The organism is Maribacter sp. UH1 (genome assembly GCF_056839145.1).
Genome location: NZ_CM166387.1, coordinates 4,000,332 through 4,022,164, shown reverse-complemented (window position 1 = coordinate 4,022,164; position 21,833 = coordinate 4,000,332). Strand labels below are relative to the sequence as shown.

Below are 21,833 nucleotides of genomic sequence, written 5' to 3'. Positions count from 1 at the left end.
GGAATGACAATGACTAGTCTAGTAATTAAATTTGATAATATCATACTACAATAGTACTGAAAAAATAGCTGATAAATACCCGCTTAACAAAATCGGTACAAAAAGTATTAAATTACACCAATTTGAAGCTAATGGTATCTCCACCTTTCTTTTGTGCCAATATGCAAATAGCCCTATCGGTTAATTGAACCGCTCTTGGATAGCCGCCTGTCGTTTGTCCGTCTTTCATTAACACAATTAGTTTGCCCGCAGGTGTTAACTGTACCGTACCGGGTATAGTTGCAGACGTAAGCATTGAAATTGTATGTGCCTGTATAGTTTCAGACAATTGATATGCCATTCTATTGTTCTCATGTGCAACAGTGAATGTTCTAGAGAAAATTTCTTCTAACTGCTTATCTGTCAATATATCAAATTCTGGTGCTTTATTTACTTCAAGAACAGAATCGTCTAAAAATGAAGCTACCTTAATCTCTGATATTTTAGGCTGAAAATCTTCTTGTACCGCAAAAGGCACGGCATCATTATCACTTAATCTATTATATTTTGTGATCGGTTGATAGAAAGACCTACTACCTAATACTTGTTTAGAAGTAAAGCCACCTTTTACAGCTAAGTATGATCTAAATCCTTTTTCTAATCTACCAAAAGAAAGAATATCACCTTTGTTTATCATATAAACCTTATAATTTTGAATAGGAAGATTATTCAGCGTAGCGGACATTTTTGCCCCACCAAGTGCCATATAGGTTTCTTTTTCAAAAATAAGCGTTGGTCCGGTCATGGTAATTTCTAACACAGCAGCAGATTCTTCATTCTCAAGTAGAGAATTTACCTTAAAAACCGAAATCTCATCCATAACTCCAGAAACAGGAACTCCTTTATTTCTATAGTGAAATCTACCTGCATCTTGTATGGTTGTATAAAAACCTGCTTTTAATACTTTAAGCATTTATCTTAATTTTTTCAGGTTTATAAATTCCTACCTCAGCTTCTATTTTGCAAAGATCATGTTCGGCTTTTGATATTTTATAAAATTCAATTTTATCACCAACACTTACAAAGCAAGGATTCTCTTTGGATGCATCAAAAATAGGTACGGCACAATTACCGATAATATTCCATCCACCGGGAGACTCTTGCGGATAAATACCCGCCTGCTTACCAGCAATACCTACTGCACCTTTTACCACTCTTGACCTTGGTGTAGCTTTTCTTGGCATTTCCAGTTTTTTATCAATACCGCCCAAATACATAAAACCAGGCAAAAACCCGATACCAAAAACGGTATATGTAGCACCTGTATGCAAGGCAATAATCTCTTCTTTCGTTTTATGCAGTTGACTTGCTACTTCCTCTAAATCTAAACCAAACTCCAAATCATACGAAACCGGCAATCGCCACAAATATCTATCCGGTTTTGGTGACTCTTTTAATTGCAAGTACCACTTATGTATGTCAGAAGATAATTTCTGGAAATCAAGTTGTTTCGTCCTATTTATAATTAAAAGAGAATTATAAGAAGGTACCAATTCCCACTCTTTATTCGTAAACACTTCTTTGGTTAAAAACCTTTCGAAATGTAATATCTTTTCTAATATAATTTCACTGACCTCATTTGGCCATTCAATTAAGACAGAATGGACGCCAAACGGTTTAATATTTATTTTAGGGGAATTCACGATTTTACTTGTAGATTATGATGTGGCAATTCATTTGAAAGATACGCCAAAATTTGTAATGCAGCAGGGGTATCACCATGAATGCAGTAGGTATCTGCTTCCATAGTTACATAATTGCCATTTATTGTATTTACCACATTATAATTATACATGCGTAAGATATGGTTCAACACCTCTTTACCAGTGGTAACCAAAGCATTCTTTTCTTTTCTTGACACCAAACTTAAATCATCATTATAATTTCTATCTGCGAAGGCTTCTACCAAAACTTTAAATCTGTTTTTAGTTGCCAATTTTTGAATGACGCTGTTAAAAGGAACATATAACAAGGCAGTATGTTTATAAGGTGCTATCGCTGTTAAAAAAGTTTCTGCCAAATATTCATCTTTAGCTATATCATTATACAAGGCGCCATGGGGCTTAATATGATGTAATGTGATATTAATTTCTTCTCGCACAGATTCAAATAACTCCATTTGTGTTTGAATACTTTTAATAAGCTCATCATTAGAAATTGACATACTAACACGCCCAAAATTTTCTATATCTGGATAGGAGGGATGCGCACCAACCTTAACTCCATATTTTCTTGCCAGTTCTAAGCATTGTATAATAGTTTCTTTTGAACCTGCGTGACCGCCACAAGCAATATTACAAGAGCTTATCATTGGAAATAGGTCTTTCTCGTTCCCTATACCCTCTCCTACATCGCAATTAATATCAATAACTCTTTTCGTCATCTATAAAATACCTAAAACGGTTAGTATACTTTTAGCACCCAATAAAACGGAAAGAAGAATAATTAGTCCGCCGAAAATATTCTGCAACACAGAGTTCTTATATTTTCCCATCACTCCCGTTCTATTTACAACCCATAATAAAAATACCGCAATAACAGGCAATAACAATCCATTTGTTATTTGTGCGAATTTTATAATCTCAATAGGTTTTATTCCAAATGATAAAAAGAAAACACCAAGCCCTAAAATAATCATCCAAATCATTCTAAACTTAGCATCTTTAAATTCAGCATTCCAACCAAAGCAACTATTGGCAACATAAGCTGCAGCTAAAGGCGCCGTTATTGCAGATGTAATACCTGCTGCACACATACCTATTCCTAAAAAATATAAAGCAGCGGAACCATACAATGGCTCTAAAGCTTTCGCCATATCTATTACATTATTAACTTCAGATGAATTAATAGCCGCAGCGGAAATAATAATACTGACAGATACAAGGCCTCCTAATATAATAGATACCAAAGTATCTCTTTTCGCCAATTTCAGATCATCTTTAGATTTCCATTTCTCACTGACCAAGGCGGCATGTAAAAAAAGATTATAAGGAACAACGGTAGTACCTACCAAAGCAATTATGGTAAGAATACCTTTTTCAGGAATTGTTGGTATAAATAATCCCTTAAGAAGTTCCCATACGTCTGGCTTGGTCAATATAGCCGTCATAACAAAAGAAAGGCTCATAATAAGTACCAGTACTATAAATACTTTCTCCAAGGCCTTGTAACTACCTAGATATAGTAATAGAAAAGCAAGACCACCTAATATAAAAGGGTATAAATTACCGTATGTTGTACCAAACAAAGCTTCCATACCTAAAGTGGCACCACCAATATTACCGGCTTCATAAGAAGCATTACCTATTATAATAGCAGAAAAGATAAGAGCTATAACACTATTACGAATCCATGGATTACGAAGCTCTTGCTTAATTACATCTGCTAACCCCTTTTGTGTCACTATACCTAAACGTGCAGACATTTCCTGAAGAATATAGGTTGCTATGATAGATAACAACATGGCCCACAGTAAACTAAACCCAAAATTAACACCTGCCAAAGTACATGCCGTGACTGTTCCCGGACCAATGAACGCCGCAGCTACCAATACTCCCGGTCCTAATTTCTTAAACATATATTAAAATTATAGTTCTTGTAAATATAATTGGTAAATATGACATTCCTCACCATACTCAGCATCATTTTCACCACAATTTTAACATTTCAAAATGCCGTTAATCTAAAAAAATGCAGTTCGTCTAAAACTTGGATGTCATTCATCGAGATTACATAATAAACCAAAAACAACAAGGTTATAGCTATCCCCAAACCTTAAACTTAACCTATTAATGATTTGTTTAGAATGTAAGAAAGAACTCGGTTATTTAGATCACAAAAATGCAATGGAAAGTGCAGGTGTAGAGCTATGTGCCAAACACCATGAGCGAATTAAATTATTGATTAATAAACACAATACACCATTAGAAGCTATACAGCTGTATTATGCCCTTAAAGAAGCAGGTGTAAATTCTATGTTAGAATGGTGGGATGGTAAAAAGTCTATCGACATTGCCATTTCTCGTGTAAAACTCAATATTGAAATTGATTCTGAATATGAAAAGCTAACACAACATGAAGCTATCAATAATTTAGAAGAAGCAATGCATTCATTTAAAAATGGTTTTACAACCATTAGAATTCCGCACATTGTAGTACGCTATTATTTAAATGAAACCGTAAATAATATTATCGGAATAATGGAAGGCTTAAAAGCCAACATTAAGGTTATTAACTAAAAAACTAGATATGGAAAATTCTAAAAAAGCATTTAGAAACCCTATTAGGGCTGCAATAGCAACTCTTTTAATAGGTATGGTAATGCGAATACTTCATTATCCGTTTTCTGAAGGAATAATATTTATTTCTTTTGCCGCGATATTAGTATTATATGCAATACGTTTTTCAAGAAAAGAAGAAAAGAAGTCCGTTGATTTAATAAAAATGGCTTTGGTGCTCTTTTGGACAACCAACGGAATATTGACAATTTTAGACTTTACCCACACCTTGTTTTTTCAAATAGGCACAGCATTTACTTTTATTGCATGGTTTGCTATGGAAGGTACTTCTTATTTCATGTCAAAAGACGGAGATGTAAACAATAACATGACAGAAATTATATGGAATTTTGTAATGGTTATAGGTGTAATTACCCTTATATGTGGCGGATTAATGCATTTGTTAACCTGGGATTATTCCATACCTGTTCTTACTCTTGGTTTAACCATTGTAACCAGTTACATACTTAAAGATATCTTTACAGCTCCTAAAAACACTGAAGACGATATTAACAATGAAGAGTTATATTCTTAAAGAAGACTTCTCTTTATTACAGACAATTATACCCCAACCAACCCTCTCAAGTTGGTGAACAGTTTTGAATGGTTTTTGAAATATAATTACCATTCAATTCTTGTTCATTTTTAGATTAATATTACCCCAGCCAACCTTCTCTATCTAATGAGCGGTATTGTATGGCTTCAGAAATATGGTTTCCATCCAAATCATCGGCGCCACCAAGATCTGCAATTGTTCTTGCCACCTTTAAAATTCTATCATAGGCCCTAGCAGAAAGATTCAATCTTTCCATCGCATTTTTCAACAAGGCTTTAGACTTATCGTCTAACTTACAATATTCACGTATCTGTTTCGTATTCATTTGAGCATTATAGTGTACATTTTCCATACCCTCAAATCTTGCGGTCTGTAACTCTCGTGCTGCTGTTACTCGCTTTCTGATATCAACACTACTCTCCCCTTTTCGTTCTTCGGAAAGCTTTTCAAAAGGAACCGGAGTAACCTCAATATGAATATCTATTCGATCCAATAAAGGACCTGATATTTTGCTTAAATACCGTTGCATTTCTGCAGGCGATGAAGTTACCGGAGCATCTGGGTCGTTAAAATATCCGCCAGGACTAGGGTTCATACTGGCAACCAACATAAAACTACTTGGGTAGGTAACGGTGAATCTAGCTCTAGAAATAGTTACTTCCCTATCTTCTAAAGGTTGACGCATAACTTCTAAAACGCCACGCTTAAATTCAGGAAGTTCATCTAAGAATAAAACCCCGTTATGAGAAAGCGATATTTCTCCCGGTTGCGGGTATGCTCCTCCACCTACAAGTGCGACATCTGAAATGGTGTGATGGGGACTTCTAAATGGTCGCTGACTCATTAACCCCATATTCTTGATTTTACCGACTACACTATGAATTTTAGTGGTTTCTAAAGCTTCATGCAAGGTCATAGGCGGTAAAATAGAAGGCAGCCTTTTTGCTAACATCGTTTTACCGGCACCTGGTGGACCAATTAAAATTATATTATGACCGCCAGCAGCGGCAATCTCCATACAGCGCTTAATGCTTTCTTGTCCTTTAACATCCGAGAAATCAAATTCTGGGAAGTCTAAACTTTTATAAAACTCTTCTCGTGTATCAATAATGGTTTGCTCTAATGGCACTCCTTTATCAAAGAAATCTAAAACTTGTTTAATATTATCTATTCCGTAAACTTTTAAATCTCCAACAATCGCTGCTTCTTTAGCATTAGCGGTTGGCAGAATAAAACCAGTAAAACCTTCTTCTTGAGCTTTAATAGCTATTGGTAAAGCTCCTTTTATTGGCTGCAGACTACCATCTAAAGACAATTCGCCCATGATGATATACTTCTCTATATTCTCTGATTTTATCTGACTAGATGCTGCTAAAATACCAATTGCCAAGGTAAGATCATATGCAGAACCTTCTTTCCGAAGATCTGCAGGCGCCATATTTATGGTAATTTTTTTACCGGGAATTTTATATCCGTTATTCTGTAGTGCAGCAGCTATTCTATAATTACTTTCTTTAATTGCATTGTCAGGCAACCCTACTAAATGATAGCCAATTCCTTTATCGATATTTACTTCAACAATAATCGTAGTGGCTTCTACACCAAATACCGCACTCCCATAAACTTTTGTAAGCATTTTTAATCCTTTGGCTTAAATGTAAGGATTTCTTTACTCTTTTGAATTTCTACCTTATTCATCTTCATTTTACGGAACTCTCCTTTGACGTACATTTCCGCTTGATCTCTATAATGTTTACTAAACGGATTACCTGACTGACCGGTAGGCAAAATACTAATACTGTTTTCTACATCTGAAAAATCTACAAGTCTTCTAGTAGAAGGACCTACATTAGTTTTGTAAAAACCTGTTTTATCGTACGAGAATGCCAAGTTGTTTATTACTTCTCTTGTTCCATTAACGGGAAATGGACCAACATTAAAAAAGGAACGCAAAGCGGCTATTTGACCAATAGGATGAGGATGTTCAATACTATGTACTCTCTCCCAGCGCCAATTACCCATATTATTACCAAAATCTTTCTCTAAAGAAGCTATGGCGTCCATAAAAGATGTATTCACGATGTCTGCCATGTTTTCTTGAACGTTGGAAGTATTTAAATTGTCTAACCATACGGATTCTTCATCCTTAGATAACGGAGCTATTAAACGTTTAATAAAATGGGTATTTATAAGTTGATTGAATAAATCCTCATCTAATTCATCTTTAAACGTATTCTCTAAAAAATAATAAACCCATCTATTATATATAGTGGCTTCAATTGAAGACAGCTTGTAATCTCCTGTCCACATTTTTAAACTATCAATCGCTTTTAATCCATTTTCACTTAATAAAGAAACATCTAAGTATTTAGATAAATTGGTTACAATTTCTGGATCTACAGATGAAACAACATCAGTAATCATTTCGCTTGCCGAATCTAAATTCCAATCATTTTTAGGCTCTAAAAGTTGAACTATTCGTTTTCCTCTATTTTCTGGCAAATAGTAACCAGGGTAAAGCATACCAGCAATGGAATCGGGTTGATTATTGGCAGAATACACATAGTTGCTTGGTGGATTTATAGCCTGCGGATTTTCGTTAAATGGTATAAATTCTTTTTCAACCGGAAGCCCTTCCCCGACTTCAAAAATCAACTTTGTATTTACTGAATCTGGAATATTATATAGTTGGGCAGTAGCAAACCAAGCTACATTACCTTCATTATCGCCATACATAATATTCAATCCCGGCGCATGAATTTTCGGTAATGCTTTCTTGAATTCTTTAAGATTGTTAGAATGGCTTAAACCAAATAATGCATCTATTACTCTATTTTCCATTTGAGTATATAACCAAGACATAGCAATTGGTCTTTCTCCCTGTACTTGATCGGCGATACCATTTAAAACTGGTCCGTGGATTGATTTTTTATAGGTAAACTCAACATCAGAAGAATCTTTAACTTTAAAAGACTTCGTTATAACTTCATAGTCTGCATATCCATTTTCAGATAAATATTGATTCTCATTATCAGGGTTATTCTCTTCAAAATAAAAATCAACATCATCATTCTCGAACATAGTTAGACCATAGGCAACATTTCTATTATGCCCTAATAATGGAAATGGTATACCTGCAATATGATAACCATACTTAGAATATGTAGGTGTCTCTATATGCGCCTCAAACCAAACCGAAGGCTGTGAGAAACCAATATGTGGATCATTGGCAAAAATGACTTTACCATTCTTAGTTTTTTCTGGAGCAATAACCCAGCTATTACTACCTTCAAACAAAGGAATATCCAACACACTTAAAGCCTTGTTTACAGAAGCCGAAAGGTTATTTTGAATAGTGTCTGATGTGGTTGGGTTATAGTTTTTAATCCATTCCGTTTCCACACTTGACCCTACATGTAAACCATTTAAATACTCAGGTCCTAATTTGGCATTTATAGTGGTTAAAAGAGGATCTGTTTTATGGGCCATAGCAAAACTAAAAGCCATATATCCTATAGTGTTATAGACGTCTTCTAAAACGAATTCTTTTTTATCTATACCTGTTAGATAAAACTCTACCGGTGTTGGTCCTTCTTTTATAAATTGATTGATGCCGTCTAAGTAAGCCTTAGCCAAAATAACACCTTCATCGTTGTCACCTGCATTACTTGCTGTTACTTTAGAAGCATCTGCAATACCTAGTGATAAAAAGAATTTATCAGTACCTATTAAATCAGCACCAAAAACTTCTGACAAACCGCCACTGGCAATTCTTCTAAGAAGTTCCATTTGCCAAAGTCGGTCTTGGGCATGTACATAGCCTAAAGTTCTAAAGGCATCTTTTTCATTGGCTCCGTAAATATGCGGAATACCGTATTCATCATAATAGACGTTTACCTCTTGCTCAAGATCTGCAAGTTCTTTTTCACCAGAATAATCTGGTTTTAAAGTATATGCAAATAGTCCGACAACAATAATCAGAAGGGTAATAATAACCAATAGGAAAGCTCCTATTTTTTTAAGTGTTTTCATAGTTCAGTTTGGGGGAATTGTTCCCAAGTTAAAACTATTTTTTACACTAAACACCTCGTAGGTCTGCTTTTTATTGACAAGTAATCAACATCCTACAAAACTCTCTACTTTTCATTATTTCGTAATCCTTCAAGCAACCAGTTTTTATAGGTTGGTATATCGGTATTTTGAATAGATGTGTTCAACACTTTTAAATCTGGAGAAAGTAACACATAAAAAGGCTGAGAAATAGAACCAAAATTCACATCTTGAAAAGTACCCCATTTTTGGGCAATGTTATTAATTTCCTTCACACGACCACTATCAAACTGAAAATTAAATTGTTCAGCTTCTGGCAGTTCTTCTCTATCATCAGTATATAATGATATAAGGACATAGTTTTCTTTTATAATCGGAAAAACCTCTGAATCGCTCCATACATTTTCTTCCATCTTTCTACAGTTTACACATGCCCAACCTGTAAAATCTAATAGAATAGGTTTATTTACTTCTTTTGCATACGCTAAACCTTCATCAAAGTCTTTATAGCAATCAATACCTAACGGACAATCGCTCTCTTGCTCAAAGATGCTGTAAAATTCAGGAGGAGGAAATCCGCTTAACAATTTTAAATTGGTGATATTGGCAACCCCTAAAATCATGTAAATAGTAAATGCAGCACTTACAAAAGCTGCTACCTTTCTACTTAGCGATAATTTTTTAACCGGACCATCATGTGGAAACTTATATAACCCGAATAAGTATAAAGTCATTGCTATACCCAGAACTATCCAAATACCTAAAAAGATCTCACGCTTTAGTATACCCCAATGCCCAACTAAATCTGCATTAGATAAGAATTTTAAAGCCAAACCTATTTCTAAAAAGCCTAATACCACTTTTACCGTGGTCATCCATCCACCAGATTTTGGAAGTGAATTTAACCACGCAGGGAATAAAGCAAATAGTGCAAACGGCAATGCTAATGCTACGCCAAAACCCGTCATACCAGCAGTAAGATTAGACGCAACTTCCCCTTCCGCCAAGGTTGTACCCCCAAGCAACCCTCCTAGTATAGGACCAGTACAAGAGAAAGATACAATAGCTAATGTGACTGCCATGAAAAAGATTCCTAAGACACCACCTACTTTTGTTGATGCGTCATCCATTTTATTTGCCCAAGAACTTGGCAACGTTAGTTCATAATATCCAAAAAAGGAAAAGGCAAAGAATATGAAGATTACGAAGAACAATAAATTCAACCATACATTGGTGGCGATTGAATTTAAAATTTGAGAATCTACCGAGTCGAACAAATGAAAAGGCAGACTCAATAAAAAGTAAATAAGTATTATGAAGAAACCATATAACAGCGCATTAATTATTCCTTTAGATTTTTTCTGCGAGTGCTTGGTAAAAAAAGAAACCGTTAAAGGTATCATTGGAAAAACACACGGAGTCAACAAGGCTATTAATCCGCCAAGAAAACCTAAACCAAAAATAACCCAGATACTGGTTGTCTCTGCAATGCTATCTTGTCCTTGAGTTAGCAATTCCCTATTCTTTAAATCTAATCGTAACTCTTGCCCTAAGGCTAAGCTTCTATCGTCTACTGTAGTTACAACTTCTTGAGCAGCTGAACCATCTAATGTAAAAATGAATTTTTTATCCATAGGGATACAAACCTCTTCACATACCTGAAAAAACAAGTCGACATCTATCTGATTTATGGCCGGATCCAATATTTTAATTCGCTGCGTAAATGTTACATTTTCTTTGAAATAAGTTTCCTCAACCTCAAAAATTTCACTGTATTCTTTTATTGTTTCACTTTCCGTGGTTCCGTCTATTAATTCATAAATAGTTCCATTTCCATTATAAGTAAATTCACTAGGTAGAGAGCCAAATTCTGAAGTAAATTGAGAGTACATATGCCAGCCATCTAAAATTTTAGCCTGCATTACCAATTCATATTCCGATTCTGAAATTTTGTTGACCTGCTGTTCCCAAACCACCGGTTCATCTTCCGTTTGCGCAAAAGTGCTGAACGGAAAGACTACTATAAAAAATAATAAAGTAAAAAATCTAATCATGTAATTCTATTTTTAAAATCTCTTGAGCGGTATCTGAAACCCTAAAACGATGATCCGCACGCATACCAATTACCCAAACAATTTGCTCGCCTGAGCATAACAACCAAGTTTTTTCTTTAGACAAAACGTCTACTTTCTCATCTTTAAAAAACTTAGATAATTTCTTTTTCCGGTTTAATCCTATCGGATAAAAATAGTCGCCCGTTTTCCATTTTCTTACCGTCAAAGGGTACTTTAATGTATTCTTTTGAACAAAAATCTCACTATTCGTATTATCTAAACGTTCAAAAACGACCGAAAATTTTAAATTCACGGGTAGGTTCAAAGGTACTTCTTCTTCAGTAATGAAATACTCCTGCCTTTCTAATTTACTTTCATCTTTAGCAGACAAAATCAATACCTCACGATTTTTAACCAGCACATGAGAACTAGATACCAATTGTTTACCCGAAAGTCCGTCTAACAATGCCTCTAAATTTTCCATCTCCTTGAAACCGTAAGAACTGAACAAACCAAATAAATAGGTAGACAAAGGCTTTAATTCTTTCAACTTTGAGATGCTCACTTCTTGCCTTTCGTCTTTTTCAACAAAGAGTTCTTCTTTAAGTTTTTCAAGGTATGCCGATGCAATAACATCGGTTTGTCCTAAATAATCTAAGGTACTTTTAAAATTATCTGAAAAAGTAGGATGCAGTTCATTCAACTTCGGAATGATCTCTAGTCTAATTTTGTTACGTAAATATTTTGCATCGGCATTACTGGCATCTTCACGCCATTTCATTTTTTTTACCTGTGCAAAAGATTCAAGTTCTTGCCTAGTAAAAGGCAACAAAGGCCTTCGTATATCATTTATTTTAGCAGGAATGCCCGTTAAGCCATCAATACCAGTACCTCTGGATAAGTTGATTAAAAAAGTTTCTAAATTATCATTGGCATGATGTGCTGTTAACAGATAAACACTATTATGCTCTTTTAACAACTGATCAAACCAAGCATAACGCAGTTCTCTTGCTGCCATTTGCACAGAGACCTTGTGCTGATTAACATAACCAAGCGTATCAAAGTGAGTTACAAAAAAGGGTTTATCTATTTTTTTCGCATACTGCCGCACAAAATTTTCATCACCATCACTGGCTTTTCCTCTTAAATTAAAATTACAATGCGCTATAGAAAAACTCAAGTTTGTTAGATGGCACAATTCTACGAGTACAGAACTATCAAGACCACCACTGCATGCAATGATGAAATGAGAATCTAGCAATTCTGGAAAAGAATCTTCAATATGTTTTTTGAATGCATTTAACACAAAACAAAGGTAACGAAGTCCTATAATTTAAATAGAAAGCCTAAGAATAATTTAACTTGCCATTAGTTATGTAGACTTATGAAATTGCCTTTACAAAAGAGTCTAGTTTTGCAGCAAAAACCTTCGCCAGGTCGTCATTGGTAATACCCTTTTCTTCATCAAAGTTTTCACCATACTTAGGTAATGAGAAAGTTTCTACAACCGTACCCTGAAATCTTGCAAGCATTTTTTCCGCAACTTCAAGTGCTCCTATTGCTCCTCTACCCCCACCGGACGTAGCCATTAAGAATATTTTTTTATCAGCAAGAAATTTAGAATCCAATCTAGATAACCAGTCCAAAGTGTTTTTAAAATAAGCTGAAGGATAACTATTGTGCTCGTTAACAGATATGATCAGCCCCTTTGCATTGGTGATTTCATTCTTGAATTCAACCAAAGAATTAGAGAATCCGTTTTCATTTTCTACATCTTGACTATACATAGGAAACGGATATTTAGACATATCTCTCAACTTTACTTCTTGCCCCTTTATTAAACTAGCAGTATACTTTACCAATTTGTAATTAATGGATACTGAAGAATTGCTACCTGCAAATGCCAAAATGTAACTCATAGACCTATTTTTATGTGTGATTGCGAATTTAATTCAATTACAGTAAACCTTAGAATATTTTATCTAATTTTGCGACTTTAAACATCCAAACATACTGTTTTATAAGTATATAGGATATAATTGTGATAATGAGCAACTCTAAGTCAAGATTGTTTTTTCTAGATGCCATAAGAGCATGGGCTATTTTAATGATGTTACAAGGCCATTTTATAGATGGGCTTTTAGACAATGCCTTTAGAAACGATATAAATATACTTTTCAGTACTTGGAAATATTTTAGAGGAATTACCGCTCCGGTTTTCTTTACGGTATCCGGATTCATATTCACTTTCTTGTTGATAAGATCTAAGCAAACTGGTTGGTCTAACCCACGGGTTAAGAAAGGTATTAAGCGCGGATTTGAATTATTGGTCATTGCATACCTCTTACGCATGAACATTTTTGGTTTGTTCAAAGGCGAGGTTTATGATTCTTTCTATTTAGTTGACGTGTTGCACTGCATAGGACTTTCTCTGCTATTCATCATCGGATTTTACATCCTGACATTTGCAAAACAGAAATGGATTTTCCCAACCATACTAGCTTCTACTACGCTGTTGCTTTTTGTTTTTGAACCCATATACAAAACAGTAAGCTTCGAGTTTTTACCACAAGTCTTCGCCAACTATTTGACCAAGGCTAACGGCTCGGTGTTCACCATTATTCCTTGGTTAGGGTATGCTACCATAGGTAGTTTTATGTCCGTAATATTCTCTAAATACCAAGACAGTAAAAATCTTTACAACTACATTATACCTGCTTATGTAGTAACGGGACTAACTTTGATATTTCTTTCTTCGGATTTCTTTCTTTCTGTGTATAATTTTACGGGAATAGAATTGTTTCAATCCATAAATAACAACAATTACTTGTTCATTCGTTTAGGGGATGTACTTATTGTTTTTTCCATATTTATACTACTAAGAAAGTTTTTGATGAACGCTACTTGGCTAAAAATAGGTCAAAGCACCCTTTCTATTTACATTATTCATTTCATTATTCTATACGGTAGTTTTACTGGCGTAGGCTTATATAGATTCTTTCATCATTCCTTGAATCCGTACTTTGTGGTTCCAGGCGCAATACTTTTTATGTTTGCAAGCACTTATTTGGCTTTAAAATATGAAGACCATAAAGTAGAGATTAAATCTAATGTATGTTCAGTATTATCAACTACAAGAATTTACTTAGAGCAATTCGCAATTATTGCTTTTGAAGTATTAAGAACAGTTACAGAAAAGGTATTACGCGTGCTAGGGTTGATAAAAAACTAACATATGAAAATGTAGTTCTCAGCATATTGTAAAACAAAAAAAAGGCAGCCAATTGGCTGCCTTTTACATTACTATTTTTCATCTAATTATACATGCAATGCACGATCATCAGTAGCAGCTAACGCCGCTTCTTTAACCGCTTCCGCATATGTTGGGTGAGCATGGCTCATTCTAGATATATCTTCGGCAGAAGCTCTAAACTCCATCGCTGTTACCGCTTCGGCAATTAAATCAGCACAACGTGCACCTACCATATGAACACCTAAAACTTCATCGGTTTTCTTATCAGCAAGAATCTTTACAAATCCGTCAGTATCCATACTTGCTCTAGCACGACCTAACGCACGCATAGGAAATTGACCTACCTTATATTCCACACCAGCTTCTTTAAGTTCCGCTTCTGTTTTACCAACAGCGGCAACTTCTGGCCAGGTATATACAACACCAGGTATTAAGTTATAATCTATATGTGGTTTTTGACCTGCTAATATTTCAGCAACCAACGTACCTTCTTCTTCTGCCTTGTGAGCTAACATAGCGCCTTTGATTACATCACCAATAGCATAAATGTTATCAACGTTTGTTTTCAAATGCCCGTCAACTATAACCTTACCTCTTTCATCAAGTTTAACACCAGCAGCATCAACATTTAACCCATCGGTATATGGTTTTCTACCAACAGCAACCAAACAATAATCGCCTTCAAAAACTACTTCTTCACCCTTTTTGTTATCAGCCTTTACAATAACCTGATCACCTTTTCTTTCAACGGATTTTACTTTATGAGACAACGCAAATTTTACTTTTTGTTTTTTCAACACCTTAGTAAGCTCTTTGGAAAGTGCAGCATCCATTCCTGGAATTATGCGATCCATAAACTCAACAACAGTAACATCCGCACCAAGTCTTTTGTAAACTTGACCTAGTTCAAGACCAATTACACCGCCACCAATAACAATCATATGCTTTGGTACTTCTTTAAGCTCTAAAGCCTCAGTAGAAGTAATAATACGTTCCTTATCTAATTTTATGAAAGGTAAAGTTGAAGGTTTAGAACCAGTTGCTATTATGATATTTTTAGCCTCTATCTCTTCGGTCTTACCATCGTTCTTCTTGATTGACACATGTGTTGCATCTTTAAAACTACCCAAACCTTCATAAACGGTAATCTTATTCTTATCCATCAAGAACTCAATACCTTTGGTGGTTTGATCAACAACACCTTGCTTACGGGCTATCATTTTTTCCAAGTTCACTTTTATCTCACCAGGAATTTCTATACCGTGTTCGTCAAAATGTTTAATGGCATCTTCATAATGATGGGAAGAATCTAACATCGCCTTAGAAGGAATACACCCAACATTTAAACATGTTCCGCCTAAAGTGGAATATTTTTCAATTATTGCAGTTTTCATTCCTAGTTGCGCACAACGTATAGCTGCCACATATCCTCCAGGTCCTGAGCCTATAATGGCTACATCATATTGATCCATAAATTTTATTTTCTAATGTCTTACAAAATTAATACTATTTTTAGTTTTAGAACTCATTTTAATATATTGTTTAAAAGCGAAAATGTTAGCTTTTATAACAGTTTATTGCAGTTTTTTAACTTTTCTAAGGAAATATGCATTAAAAAGCCAAATAGTCTCACAAAGGGCGATAGTTCTGATTCTCCCTTAGGTTAAAAAATTTCAAAGCGGTATAGCCGTTGAATGCTTCACCTCTTTTATGGTAAATGAACTTTGAGTACTACCAATATGACTCATAGTCGTTAATTTGTTGACCATAAAGTTTCGGTAGGCTTCCATATCTTGAACGTGTATTTTTAATAAGTAATCATAGTCACCACTTAAGTGATGACATTCAACCACTTCTTGCAAGCGCATTACCTGCGCTTCAAATTGGGCAATATTATCCTTTACATGCTGCACCAATTTCACATGACAGAATACCGTGAAATTTCTATCTACTACAGCCTTGTCCACTAATGCTACATAACTTCTAATAGCCCCTACTCTTTCTAACCTTTTAATACGCTCATAAATAGCGGTGGTAGAAAGACCCAACTTCAAAGCATATTCCTTGGTCGTCTTTTTACTATCTGTCTGTAACAGTTCTAAAAGGCTATTATCTATTTTGTCTAGCTTCATAATGATTGATATTCTAGTAATTACACCAAATTTACTAAATAATAGAATTAAATTCTAAAATATTATTATTTATAGTTTCAAAAACTAAATTAACAACTTCATATTGACAATTTTACTATCAAAAAGTATTTTTACGGAAAACAACAACCCATGAGCCACAAGAACAGCAACGACTTACAAGATTTACAATATTTTGGAGAATATGGCGGAGTAAACCCCTCTATATCAGATTCATCTACCTATACCTTTATATCGGCAAAAACAATGTTCGATACATTTGAAGGTAATACAGAGGGTTGTTATCTGTATAGCAGACATTCTTCACCTTCCAATTTATATTTAGGTGAGGCATTAGCTGCATTAGAAGGTACCGAAAGTGCGAATGTAACCGCAAGTGGTATGGGAGCAATTACAGCAGTTATTTTACAATTATGTAATGCTGGTGACCACATTATTAGTAGTAGAACAATTTATGGCGGCACCTATGCATTCATGAAAAACTTCTTGATAAAATTTGGAATCAAAACTACTTTTCTAGACATCACAGATCTTAATGCAGTAGCTGAAGCTATTACACCAAACACCAAAATGATTTATTGCGAAAGTGTAAGTAATCCGCTTTTAGAGGTTGCTGACATTTCTGCTCTATCGAGAATTGCAAAGAAAAATGAATTGCCTTTAGTAGTTGATAATACATTTTCACCATTAACCGTTTCACCGGCAAAATTAGGAGCGGACATTGTTATTCATAGTCTTACAAAATTCATTAACGGAACTAGCGATTGCGTTGCAGGTGTTGTTTGTGGGACAACAGAATTCTGCCTGAGCCTAAAAGATGTAAACAATGGCGCGGGAATGTTATTAGGAAGCACTCTAGATAGCATGCGAGCAGCATCAATTCTAAAAAATATGCGCACGTTACATATTCGCATGAAAAAACATAGTGAGAACGCTCAGTACTTAGCAGAGAATTTTGAAAAAGACGGCTTACGCGTAGTTTACCCGGGACTACCTTCTCACCCAGGGCATTTGATCATGGAAGATCAAATGAATCCGGAATACGGATACGGAGGATTAATTACTATGGATGTAGGCAGCTTAGAGAATGCCAACGCACTTATGGAATTAATGCAAGAAAGAAAATTGGGTTATTTAGCGGTTAGTCTTGGCTTTTACAAAACATTATTCAGCGCACCTGGAAGCTCAACATCTTCCGAAATTCCACTAGAGGAACAAGAAGAAATGGGACTAGGTAACGGATTAATTAGATTTTCTATAGGTTTAGACGATGATATTAAAAGAACCTATTTGTTAATGAAAAAATGCCTTGAAGACCTTAATATACTGGATTTCAAAAGCATAAAAGCCTAACCTTTCAAATATAAAATGGGTTTGCACATCCGTAACAGAAATCGTAATATTACGTAGAAACCAAACTCACTCTTAATGTCAGACCAAAATACCAATGAACACAGGGAAAACGAGCATATCGTTGACAATAAAGAATTAAGCATTTTCGCCGCTTTAATTCCCGTTATAGCCCTGGTTGCTATGTTGGCATACAATGTTTATGTTTTTGGTGATGACGCTTTAAGTGGCTCTAATCAATTCATTCTTTTATTAGGTGGTGCAGTAGCGGCAATTGTTGGTTTTATGAATAAAGTTTCATACAAACAAATGATTGCTGAGGTTGAGGAGAATATCAGGTCTACCACAGGTGCCCTCCTTATACTTTTAATGGTAGGCGCTTTGGCAGGTACTTGGCTTGTAAGCGGTATCATTCCCGCAATGATCTATTATGGCCTGCAAATTCTAAACCCTACCATATTCTTAGCCGCATGTGTGATTATATGTGCTATTATATCGGTAGCAACAGGTAGTAGCTGGACAACATCCGCTACTGTAGGTATAGCTTTAATAGGTATTGGCGAAGCATTGGGTATTTCTTTGGGAATGACCGCTGGTGCAGTTTTATCTGGCGCATATTTTGGCGACAAACTATCTCCGTTGAGTGATACCACAAACTTAGCACCTGCCATGGCTGGCGGAGAACTTTTCTCTCATATTAAATATATGTTGTGGACAACCGTACCAACAATAACGGTCACCTTAATCGTATTCTTGATTATAGGTTTTAGTTTAGATACTAATGGAGAAGCTGATGTTGATGCAATCTTGGCATCCATAGACGCTTCTTTCGATATTAATGGATGGTTGTTTCTTGTACCAATTGCAGTTATAGGTCTAATTGTTAAAAAAACACCTCCACTAGCTGCCTTATTAGTAGGTACATTATTAGCCGCTATTTTTGCTTTGATTTTTCAACCAGAGGTTGTTGCCGGTATTACGGGAGCAACAGAATTAACGTTTCAATCAGGCTATCAAGGTATTCTCAAAGCTATAACCGTAAGCACCGATGTCCCAACCGATAATAAAGCATTAAGCGATTTATTTTCTTCAAAAGGAATGACGGGTATGCTAGGTACCATTTGGTTAATTATTTGCGCTATGTTTTTTGGCGGAATCATGGATGGTATAGGTGCATTGTCTAGAATTACAAAATCACTGCTAAAAATGGCTAAATCCACATTTGGTCTATTTTTTAGTACCGGTATAAGTTGTATCGTTTTAAACGGTACCGCTTCTGATCAATACCTAGCAATAGTTGTACCGGGAAAAATGTTCTCAAAAGCATTTAAAGATAGAGGTTTAGCTCCTGAAAACTTAAGTAGAACACTAGAAGACACCGGTACGGTAACATCCGTATTAATACCATACAATACCTGTGGAGCCTATCATAGTGGAGTATTAGGAGTTGGTGTAGCTGAATATTTCGTTTACGCAATCTTTAATTGGCTAAGTCCTATTATGACATTCATATTCGCCGGATTAAATATTAAGATCAAAAGGCTAGCTTCAAAATAAAATCAAATTCCCTTTTTTATTTTATTTATACATTAGAAGATATTCCTCTATCGATTTGATAATTTTAAGGTCCAAAAATTACGCGATTCTTACCAAAACGATACTATTCCTTTAGCTATTCAAAATAGTTATTCTAGCATTGAAAATTCTAATTTAGAAAGTCTGTAATCCTTCTTTCAAGTGTTAATTTTGTGTTTCAATAAATTATAAAACGAAAACATATTATGGCATTTGTAGGAAAGAAATTCCCAAATATTAGTGTTAACGCAATGAACGACATGGGCGATACTTTTAAACTTAATGTTTTAGAAGAAGCTCAAAAAAACAATAAAAAAGTAGTTCTTTTCTGGTACCCAAAAGATTTCACTTTTGTATGCCCAACAGAGCTTCACGCTTTTCAAGCGGCTATCGGTGAGTTCGAAAAAAGAAACACCATAGTAATCGGTGCATCTTGTGATACTCCAGAAGTACACTTTGCTTGGTTAAGTACAGATAAGGATAACGGTGGTATTGAAGGTGTTACTTACCCAATATTAGCAGATAGCAACCGTAATCTATCTAGCGTTTTAGGTATTTTAGATATCCAAAACGAAGTGTACGATGAAGAAACTGAAACTGTTCAGGTTGAAGGTGATAACGTTACTTACAGAGCTACATATATTATTGATGAGGAAGGTGTTGTACAACACGAAAGTATCAACAACATGCCATTAGGTAGAAACGTTGGTGAGTACTTACGTTTAGTAGACGCTTTAACCCATGTTCAAGAAAAAGGTGAAGTTTGCCCTGCAAACTGGGAAGAAGGTAAAGAAGCCATGTCTGCAAATAGAGACGGTGTTGCTAGCTACCTTTCTGCACACGCTAACTAAGTAGAAAAACTGTAATGAAGATGAAGTCAATTGACTTCATCTTCATTTTATTAATCTTTAAATAACTCATTTATGCTATTAGAATTAGAACAAGATAATTTACAGGAAATCATAGATAACAACCCAAACGTTGTAGTTCAATATTCTGCAACATGGTGTGGTAACTGCAGAATCATGAAGCCTAAATTCAAAAAAGAAGCTTCACAGAACGAGGATATTACATTTGTATTGGCAGATGCAGAGAAATTCCCTGAATCTAGAAAACTAGCAGACGTTAGCAACTTACCAACCTTCGCTTCTTTCGAAAAAGGGAAAATTAAAAATCAGGTACAGACTAATAAGTATGACCTATTAAAAGATTTGATCAGTGAGATTACCCATAATTAAATTACTGACAGAGTTCATTGAAGAAAAAGATAGCGATTTTATTCTAGAGACCATTGAGACTTTAGAAGCACTTACAGAGTTACCTTCATTAAAAGATGAAGAACTAGATGTAATAGGCGAACTTATTTCTAATATGTACGGTGCCATTGAAGTTGCGAACAGCATAGAACAAGGTACACCAAAAAAAGACGCTATGAATCAGTTCATGCAGCGGGTTTTAGGCTCCATAGACAAATAATAGCGATATAAAATATACAAAGTCCTTTCCATAACGAAAGGACTTTTTTTTATCACATTCCCGCTCGTTTCAGCTTTATATTTTATAATTTCACAAACTCAATTATAAAAAGACAAAAGTTATGGCTTCGGTTACACTAAAAGGAAACGAAATACACACATTAGGGACTTTACCTGCAAATGGCGGAAAAGCTCCAGAATTTCAATTAACTAAGAATGACTTATCTACCGTAAAACTTTCAGATTATGAAGGTTCTAGAGTAGTATTAAATATATTTCCAAGTGTTGATACCGGCACTTGCGCACAATCTGTACGTCAATTTAATCAAGAGGCTGCTGAATTAGATAATACAATAGTACTTTGTATTTCTAAAGATCTACCATTTGCACAAGCCAGATTTTGTGGTGCAGAAGGCATAGAAAATGTTGAAATGCTTTCAGATTTTAAAGATGGTAATTTTGGAAAAGGATATAATGTTGCATTTTCAGATGGACCTTTAGCTCCATTACTTTCAAGAGCTGTTGTGGTAGTTGATGAAAAAGGAAACGTATTGTATTCTGAGCAAGTTGCAGAGACTACAGAAGAGCCTAACTACAAAGCAGCTTTAGAGGCGTTAATGAACTAAAAAAAACAAAGGACACTCATGCCCAAAGAATCCTTTTTGGTAAATCGTATTAAAAGTGTTGGCTTTGCCCTAAAAGGCGCCTTCCTTTTAATACGCACCGAAGCAAGTATAAAAATTCAAGTTTTCATTGCCATAGTAATGACTGCTGCGGGTTTCTACTTTGATATCTCAAATACCGAATGGATTCTTCAAATATTTGCTATTGCAATTGTTTTAGGAATTGAGGGAATGAATACGGCGGTAGAAAAAATTGCAGACTATATTCAGCCAGAGTTCGATGTTAAAATCGGATTTATAAAGGATATTTCAGCAGGTGCCGTTATGCTAGTTTCTATCGCATCCACTATTATTGGTCTTATCATTTACCTCCCCAAGGTATTTTAGAGTAGTCCGTAGCTCATCGTAAATTTGTAATTTAGCATCAGAAT

The 21,833-nt window shown here is 35.1% G+C and carries 21 protein-coding genes; 10 read left to right on the top strand and 11 right to left on the bottom strand.

The window, feature by feature from the left end; genetic code table 11:
• Positions 1-112: 112 nt before the first annotated feature.
• Genes UH1x_RS17395 through UH1x_RS17380 form a run of 4 tightly spaced genes read right to left on the bottom strand, consistent with a single transcriptional unit; the run spans position 113 to position 3,616 of the window.
• On the bottom strand, positions 113-952 hold the full coding sequence (locus UH1x_RS17395; RefSeq protein ID WP_482623234.1) for a 5-oxoprolinase subunit C family protein: 840 nt from the start codon (positions 950-952) through the stop codon (positions 113-115).
• On the bottom strand, positions 945-1,682 hold the full coding sequence (pxpB, locus tag UH1x_RS17390; RefSeq protein WP_482623233.1) for a 5-oxoprolinase subunit PxpB: 738 nt from the start codon (positions 1,680-1,682) through the stop codon (positions 945-947). The genes UH1x_RS17395 and pxpB overlap by 8 nt, the downstream gene beginning before the upstream one ends.
• Positions 1,679-2,422: a 5-oxoprolinase subunit PxpA gene (pxpA, locus tag UH1x_RS17385; protein WP_482623232.1), complete on the bottom strand. Its 744-nt coding sequence runs from the start codon at positions 2,420-2,422 to the stop codon at positions 1,679-1,681. Before pxpA ends, pxpB begins: the two co-directional genes overlap by 4 nt.
• Positions 2,423-3,616 (bottom strand): Nramp family divalent metal transporter, encoded by a 1,194-nt coding sequence (locus tag UH1x_RS17380; protein WP_036153894.1) that lies wholly within the window; start codon positions 3,614-3,616, stop codon positions 2,423-2,425. It abuts the gene before it with no gap.
• Between the two features lie 214 nt (positions 3,617-3,830).
• Between UH1x_RS17380 and UH1x_RS17375 the strand changes: the two genes are divergently transcribed.
• Both UH1x_RS17375 and UH1x_RS17370 read left to right on the top strand, forming a co-directional pair.
• Complete coding sequence (locus UH1x_RS17375; protein ID WP_482623231.1) at positions 3,831-4,277, top strand: hypothetical protein; 447 nt, start codon at positions 3,831-3,833, stop codon at positions 4,275-4,277.
• A gap of 10 nt (positions 4,278-4,287) precedes the next feature.
• Positions 4,288-4,851, top strand: coding sequence for a hypothetical protein (locus UH1x_RS17370; protein WP_482623230.1), 564 nt, complete (start codon positions 4,288-4,290; stop codon positions 4,849-4,851).
• Positions 4,852-4,972: 121 nt separating this feature from the next.
• Here UH1x_RS17370 and UH1x_RS17365 read toward each other — a convergent pair whose 3' ends face one another.
• The 5 genes from UH1x_RS17365 to UH1x_RS17345 all read right to left on the bottom strand — a co-directional run bounded on the left by UH1x_RS17365 (position 4,973) and on the right by UH1x_RS17345 (position 12,895).
• Entirely contained in the window at positions 4,973-6,508 is a 1,536-nt protein-coding gene (locus UH1x_RS17365; protein WP_482623229.1) for a YifB family Mg chelatase-like AAA ATPase, read from the bottom strand.
• A gap of 2 nt (positions 6,509-6,510) precedes the next feature.
• Positions 6,511-8,904 carry a penicillin acylase family protein gene (locus UH1x_RS17360; protein ID WP_482623228.1) on the bottom strand — a complete coding sequence of 798 codons (2,394 nt, stop codon included), beginning with the start codon at positions 8,902-8,904 and terminating at the stop codon, positions 6,511-6,513.
• Between the two features lie 104 nt (positions 8,905-9,008).
• Positions 9,009-10,976 (bottom strand): protein-disulfide reductase DsbD family protein, encoded by a 1,968-nt coding sequence (locus UH1x_RS17355; protein ID WP_482623227.1) that lies wholly within the window; start codon positions 10,974-10,976, stop codon positions 9,009-9,011.
• Positions 10,969-12,282 carry a tRNA lysidine(34) synthetase TilS gene (tilS, locus tag UH1x_RS17350; protein WP_482623226.1) on the bottom strand — a complete coding sequence of 438 codons (1,314 nt, stop codon included), beginning with the start codon at positions 12,280-12,282 and terminating at the stop codon, positions 10,969-10,971. The genes UH1x_RS17355 and tilS overlap by 8 nt, the downstream gene beginning before the upstream one ends.
• A 76-nt stretch (positions 12,283-12,358) precedes the next feature.
• Complete coding sequence (locus UH1x_RS17345) at positions 12,359-12,895, bottom strand: NADPH-dependent FMN reductase (RefSeq protein WP_036153855.1); 537 nt, start codon at positions 12,893-12,895, stop codon at positions 12,359-12,361.
• 128 nt (positions 12,896-13,023) lie between these two features.
• Here UH1x_RS17345 and UH1x_RS17340 point away from each other — a divergent pair, with 128 nt between their 5' ends.
• Complete coding sequence (locus UH1x_RS17340; protein ID WP_482623225.1) at positions 13,024-14,208, top strand: heparan-alpha-glucosaminide N-acetyltransferase domain-containing protein; 1,185 nt, start codon at positions 13,024-13,026, stop codon at positions 14,206-14,208.
• Positions 14,209-14,294: 86 nt separating this feature from the next.
• Here UH1x_RS17340 and lpdA read toward each other — a convergent pair whose 3' ends face one another.
• Together lpdA and UH1x_RS17330 are read right to left on the bottom strand one after the other, a co-directional pair.
• The gene (gene lpdA, locus UH1x_RS17335; protein ID WP_396634727.1) at positions 14,295-15,701 is read right to left on the bottom strand and encodes a dihydrolipoyl dehydrogenase; all 1,407 of its coding nucleotides are present in this window, start codon (positions 15,699-15,701) and stop codon (positions 14,295-14,297) included.
• Positions 15,702-15,902: 201 nt separating this feature from the next.
• Positions 15,903-16,361 carry an Lrp/AsnC family transcriptional regulator gene (locus tag UH1x_RS17330; protein WP_036153850.1) on the bottom strand — a complete coding sequence of 153 codons (459 nt, stop codon included), beginning with the start codon at positions 16,359-16,361 and terminating at the stop codon, positions 15,903-15,905.
• A gap of 150 nt (positions 16,362-16,511) precedes the next feature.
• Here UH1x_RS17330 and UH1x_RS17325 point away from each other — a divergent pair, with 150 nt between their 5' ends.
• From UH1x_RS17325 to UH1x_RS17295, 7 genes are all read left to right on the top strand, one after another.
• Positions 16,512-17,732 (top strand): aminotransferase class I/II-fold pyridoxal phosphate-dependent enzyme, encoded by a 1,221-nt coding sequence (locus UH1x_RS17325; protein WP_482623224.1) that lies wholly within the window; start codon positions 16,512-16,514, stop codon positions 17,730-17,732.
• 75 nt (positions 17,733-17,807) lie between these two features.
• Positions 17,808-19,286, top strand: a complete 1,479-nt coding sequence (gene nhaC, locus UH1x_RS17320; RefSeq protein ID WP_482623223.1) for a Na+/H+ antiporter NhaC — start codon at positions 17,808-17,810, stop codon at positions 19,284-19,286.
• A gap of 224 nt (positions 19,287-19,510) precedes the next feature.
• Positions 19,511-20,155 (top strand): peroxiredoxin, encoded by a 645-nt coding sequence (locus tag UH1x_RS17315; RefSeq protein ID WP_036153844.1) that lies wholly within the window; start codon positions 19,511-19,513, stop codon positions 20,153-20,155.
• A gap of 72 nt (positions 20,156-20,227) precedes the next feature.
• The gene (locus UH1x_RS17310; protein ID WP_036153842.1) at positions 20,228-20,542 is read left to right on the top strand and encodes a thioredoxin family protein; all 315 of its coding nucleotides are present in this window, start codon (positions 20,228-20,230) and stop codon (positions 20,540-20,542) included.
• Complete coding sequence (locus tag UH1x_RS17305; RefSeq protein ID WP_482623222.1) at positions 20,523-20,780, top strand: DUF6952 family protein; 258 nt, start codon at positions 20,523-20,525, stop codon at positions 20,778-20,780. The genes UH1x_RS17310 and UH1x_RS17305 overlap by 20 nt, the downstream gene beginning before the upstream one ends.
• 121 nt (positions 20,781-20,901) lie before the next feature.
• Positions 20,902-21,405 carry a thiol peroxidase gene (gene tpx, locus UH1x_RS17300; protein ID WP_036153838.1) on the top strand — a complete coding sequence of 168 codons (504 nt, stop codon included), beginning with the start codon at positions 20,902-20,904 and terminating at the stop codon, positions 21,403-21,405.
• Between the two features lie 18 nt (positions 21,406-21,423).
• Entirely contained in the window at positions 21,424-21,789 is a 366-nt protein-coding gene (locus tag UH1x_RS17295; RefSeq protein ID WP_482623221.1) for a diacylglycerol kinase, read from the top strand.
• Positions 21,790-21,833 lie beyond the last annotated feature (44 nt).

Coding starts and splice junctions, on each gene's coding strand:
- UH1x_RS17395 (WP_482623234.1), bottom strand. CDS start 952: ATGCTTAAAGTATTAAAAGCAGGTTTTTATACAACCATACAAGATGCA.
- pxpA (WP_482623232.1), bottom strand. CDS start 2,422: ATGACGAAAAGAGTTATTGATATTAATTGCGATGTAGGAGAGGGTATA.
- UH1x_RS17380 (WP_036153894.1), bottom strand. CDS start 3,616: ATGTTTAAGAAATTAGGACCGGGAGTATTGGTAGCTGCGGCGTTCATT.
- UH1x_RS17375 (WP_482623231.1), top strand. CDS start 3,831: ATGATTTGTTTAGAATGTAAGAAAGAACTCGGTTATTTAGATCACAAA.
- UH1x_RS17370 (WP_482623230.1), top strand. CDS start 4,288: ATGGAAAATTCTAAAAAAGCATTTAGAAACCCTATTAGGGCTGCAATA.
- UH1x_RS17365 (WP_482623229.1), bottom strand. CDS start 6,508: ATGCTTACAAAAGTTTATGGGAGTGCGGTATTTGGTGTAGAAGCCACT.
- UH1x_RS17360 (WP_482623228.1), bottom strand. CDS start 8,904: ATGAAAACACTTAAAAAAATAGGAGCTTTCCTATTGGTTATTATTACC.
- UH1x_RS17355 (WP_482623227.1), bottom strand. CDS start 10,976: ATGATTAGATTTTTTACTTTATTATTTTTTATAGTAGTCTTTCCGTTC.
- UH1x_RS17345 (WP_036153855.1), bottom strand. CDS start 12,895: ATGAGTTACATTTTGGCATTTGCAGGTAGCAATTCTTCAGTATCCATT.
- UH1x_RS17340 (WP_482623225.1), top strand. CDS start 13,024: ATGAGCAACTCTAAGTCAAGATTGTTTTTTCTAGATGCCATAAGAGCA.
- lpdA (WP_396634727.1), bottom strand. CDS start 15,701: ATGGATCAATATGATGTAGCCATTATAGGCTCAGGACCTGGAGGATAT.
- UH1x_RS17330 (WP_036153850.1), bottom strand. CDS start 16,361: ATGAAGCTAGACAAAATAGATAATAGCCTTTTAGAACTGTTACAGACA.
- UH1x_RS17325 (WP_482623224.1), top strand. CDS start 16,512: ATGAGCCACAAGAACAGCAACGACTTACAAGATTTACAATATTTTGGA.
- nhaC (WP_482623223.1), top strand. CDS start 17,808: ATGTCAGACCAAAATACCAATGAACACAGGGAAAACGAGCATATCGTT.
- UH1x_RS17315 (WP_036153844.1), top strand. CDS start 19,511: ATGGCATTTGTAGGAAAGAAATTCCCAAATATTAGTGTTAACGCAATG.
- UH1x_RS17310 (WP_036153842.1), top strand. CDS start 20,228: ATGCTATTAGAATTAGAACAAGATAATTTACAGGAAATCATAGATAAC.
- tpx (WP_036153838.1), top strand. CDS start 20,902: ATGGCTTCGGTTACACTAAAAGGAAACGAAATACACACATTAGGGACT.
- UH1x_RS17295 (WP_482623221.1), top strand. CDS start 21,424: ATGCCCAAAGAATCCTTTTTGGTAAATCGTATTAAAAGTGTTGGCTTT.